Source organism: Kocuria atrinae C3-8 (assembly GCF_000286355.1).
GTDB classification, from domain to species: Bacteria; Actinomycetota; Actinomycetes; order Actinomycetales; family Micrococcaceae; genus Kocuria; species Kocuria atrinae_A.
Genome location: NZ_AJXN01000198.1, coordinates 1 through 3,339, shown reverse-complemented (window position 1 = coordinate 3,339; position 3,339 = coordinate 1). Strand labels below are relative to the sequence as shown.

At 67.6% G+C, this 3,339-nt stretch carries 5 protein-coding genes; all 5 read right to left on the bottom strand.

All coding sequences use genetic code 11. The features are described 5' to 3' along the window. On the bottom strand, positions 1-1,122 hold a 1,122-nt coding region (locus tag YO9_RS0115685; protein WP_016998349.1), incomplete at its 3' end, for a ComEC/Rec2 family competence protein. Continuing rightward, a complete protein-coding gene (locus YO9_RS0115680; protein WP_223286701.1) occupies positions 1,116-1,637 on the bottom strand; it encodes a hypothetical protein in 522 nt (173 codons plus the stop codon). The genes YO9_RS0115685 and YO9_RS0115680, both read right to left, overlap by 7 nt. An 80-nt stretch (positions 1,638-1,717) precedes the next feature. Next, complete coding sequence (locus YO9_RS19265; protein WP_223286700.1) at positions 1,718-1,846, bottom strand: ComEA family DNA-binding protein; 129 nt, start codon at positions 1,844-1,846, stop codon at positions 1,718-1,720. A gap of 319 nt (positions 1,847-2,165) precedes the next feature. Beyond that, positions 2,166-2,678 (bottom strand): hypothetical protein, encoded by a 513-nt coding sequence (locus YO9_RS19255; RefSeq protein ID WP_223286699.1) that lies wholly within the window; start codon positions 2,676-2,678, stop codon positions 2,166-2,168. Positions 2,679-2,756: 78 nt separating this feature from the next. Further along, the coding region (locus YO9_RS0115670) for a DegV family protein (protein ID WP_016998346.1) at positions 2,757-3,339 on the bottom strand (583 nt) is incomplete at its 5' end.

The window sequence follows — 3,339 nt, the reverse complement described above, 5'->3', positions numbered from 1 at the left end:
CGCGAGGACCGCGAGCGCGCGGCGTCGTCGGCGGCGCTTGTCGGCGAGCTGCCGCCAGACGGGATGGGGGACGGGAGCGGGCGCGGGTGTCCCCATCACGGTCCCGTGGGTGTCGGTGGGTCGCTGGCACCGCGCGTCCAACCAGTGCAGCACTCCCCCGGCCGACACGCTGATGACGGCGAGCAGGACAATGCCCCAGATTCCCGGTGGCCAGGGAGTGAGCGATCCGGGCAGCCCGGCGAAGAAGTCCGCAATCCACGTAACGCCGCGAGCGGGCACCGCGGCAACCGTGATCGGAACCTGCGCGGCTCGCTCCCACGCGCCCGTGACGGGATCGGCTTCCAACCCGGGAATCAGCAGGAGCGCGGGCAGCAGGACTTTGGGCACGACCAGAACGCAGACGGCGATGAGCCCGGCCACGGTCGCGACGGGCACCAGAAGGGTTGCCGCCATATTGGCCGGCAGCGAGTACGTGGGTAGCTCCGGGTTGAGCAGCAGGAGCACGGGGCCGCACCACAGCTGGGCCACGAACGGGATGGCGATGCACAGTGCCACGGGCACCGGGAGTTTCAAGGCCAGTAGACGAGCAACGGCGCGGCCGCTCACCACAATCCCCGCGGTCGCGAGTACCGACAGGATGAACCCGAAGTCGATCGACAGCCCCGGAGACACGAGTACCAGACCGATGACCGCCGCACCCAGTGCGTTGAGGCTTACCCCGTTGCGGCCGCTAAGCATGCTCAGGGCACCAAGGGTCCCCATCACGGAGGCTCGAAGGACGGACGGGTCTGGTCCCACGAGCAGCACGAAGCACCCCAGGGCCAGCATTCCCGCCAGGAGGCAGATTCTCCGCCCCGCGCCCATGGTCAACGCGACATACCCGGTCAGCGTCATGACCAGCGCGCAATTGGACCCCGATACAGCCGTGAGGTGCGTGAGCCCGGTGGTGCGCATGTCCTCGGTCAGCGACGCCGAGATCTGCGAAGTATCCCCCACCGTCATGCCGGGCACCAGTCCCGCCGCGGCCGCTCCGTGGGAGAGACTCAGCCGCGCAAGATCTGAACGTGCCCCGTCGAGCAGCCCCGGTTCTCGGTCCGTTTCCTTCGGGCTCGCTTTCACCACGGGCGCGACGACGCTCGCGCCGTCAGCTTTGCAGGGCTCGCGGTATCGGTGAGGGTCAGGGTGGCGGTGACCTGATCGCCATCGTCGAGCTCTCGCCACGCTGGGTGTGTCGCGAAGACGGTGACCTCGGTAGCCTCTGGAACGTTGCCAATGTGCTCGGTGTGTAGCGAGACGGCTGTGCCTTCTCCCGACTCTCCTCGGCTCGCAAAGGACTGGCTCGAGTACGCCGTGGGTTTGCCAGTCACCGTGGCGCTTACCCGGACGGTGGCCCCGGGCGGATGATCGGCCAACGCTGATCGCGCGGGCTGGGTCGCGTTCCATGCCGTCAGAGCCGCAGCGGCGGCGCACAGGAGCACGACCGCGAGCGCCCCCACCAGCTCGGTGGGACTCCCGGGTGGTTCGCGCGGGTGCGTGTGGCCGCCGCTGTGTCGTCTCCGGTACCGGTAGCGTCGACGCAGCAACAGGATCGCGCCGGTAACACCCACGCATGCCAGGCCGGTCCAGACAGCCGGCATGATCCCACTCGTGAGAAAGACGATCGAGCACAGCCAAGCCGTGACGGCCGACGGGACCAGACGGAGGTCCCACCGACGATTCATACCGAGACCAGTGGCAACAACGCATCCAACATGGCGGGTCCGATACCGCTCACATCGTCAAGTTGCTCCGGAGCGGTGAAAGGTCCGTGTTCGGTTCTGAAATCGACAATGCGTTGGGCGAGCACCGGGCCACTCGTGGGAGTTCTTCCAGGTCGGCCGCAGTGGCGGTGTTGAGGTTGATCAGCCCGCCCGACGGCGCGCCGCTGGTCGTACTGGCGCCGCCAGTGTCGTGTTGATTCGCTTCGGTCCCTGATGTCCCGGCGGAGTCATCTCCCGCCTGCGCTCCTGGTGCGGCAGGACCCTGTTGGGCTGAAGCATCCAGATCCGCCGCAGTTTTCTCATTGGGAATCAGGACTTGCTGCCCGTCGGTGACGGGTTGAGCCAAGTTGATGCGTTCAGTGACGGCGGCGTCTGTGAGTCCTCCGGCGGCTTCGACGGCATCGATCACCCGCGCCCCCGGGGACAGCTGAACCACGGCGGGTTTCTTGACCTCCCCAACACGTGCACGGTCATGGGCGAACTCGAATCGCCTGCGGGTCCCGCGGGGCCAGAGGCATTCGAAGTCGGCCCGGTCCCACCAGTCGCCGTGCCAGCCTGCGGCTCGGCGGACGACACATCCGAATCGCGCGCTGAGTCGGTGGCGTCCGCCGCAGCCACCACGGCGGAATCCGGCTCCGAACCTCCCGGCAGCAAGGACAGCGCTGAAATCCCACACACCACCAACAGCACGGCGATGAGCACCACGATCGCCGGCCGGGAGAAAAACGTCCTCACGGCAACCGGTTCACGGTGCTGCGGTCCGCCCGTCTCGGCCGTGGGAATTGAGGCAGTATCAGTGCCCTCCGGCTCCTGCGGTTCCTCGGCGCGCTCCGCCACCCCGTCCAAGAGCGCCGATAACCGCTCCGTGGCCTGTTGATCCCGCAGCCGTGCTCGTCCCCGATAATTGACCCCGCTCATGAACACCAGCCAACCGGCCGGAGCGGGACCAACAAACCGTCAGATCGCGGTCAGGGGATCACCGTGGCAGAAAAAGAGTCAAGACTCCGCCGGTGCAGCGCGATTGCCGTGCGCGATGGGGCGGGTCGTCGGCCCTTCCACGATCGCCGCTTTGGTCCCCAACCCCACGTGTGCGCTCAGCACGGCGGGCAAATCGCTCAGGATCAACTGGGCATCCGGCCGGTACCGGTCCACCAAGGTTTCCCCGATCTCCCGAGCGCCATGGGGATCGGACACGTGGTGGATACACAGCACGGGAGAGGAAGCCTCCGAGTGGGCCAACGCCTCCCCCACGAGCGTCATGAAGCGGCCACGCGCCTTGATCGCAGACACCGGCCGCTCCACGGTCACGATTTTGCCCTCATCAAGGGACAGCAGCGGCTTGATCTGCAGCATGGTCCCGAGCATGGCCGAGGTCGGATTGATCCGCCCACCCCGGCGCAACGTCTCCAGCGAGCTCACCTGGATCAGCACTTGAGCGTCAGAGGCCGCTGCGGAGGCGGCCGCAGCGACGTCGTCGATCCCCTGCCCCGCCAAGGCGGCCTGGACCGCCGCCCGCACGCCCAGGCCCTGCCTAGCGCGGCGCTGTGGGTGTCCACGAGACGAACGGGGAATGTCGATG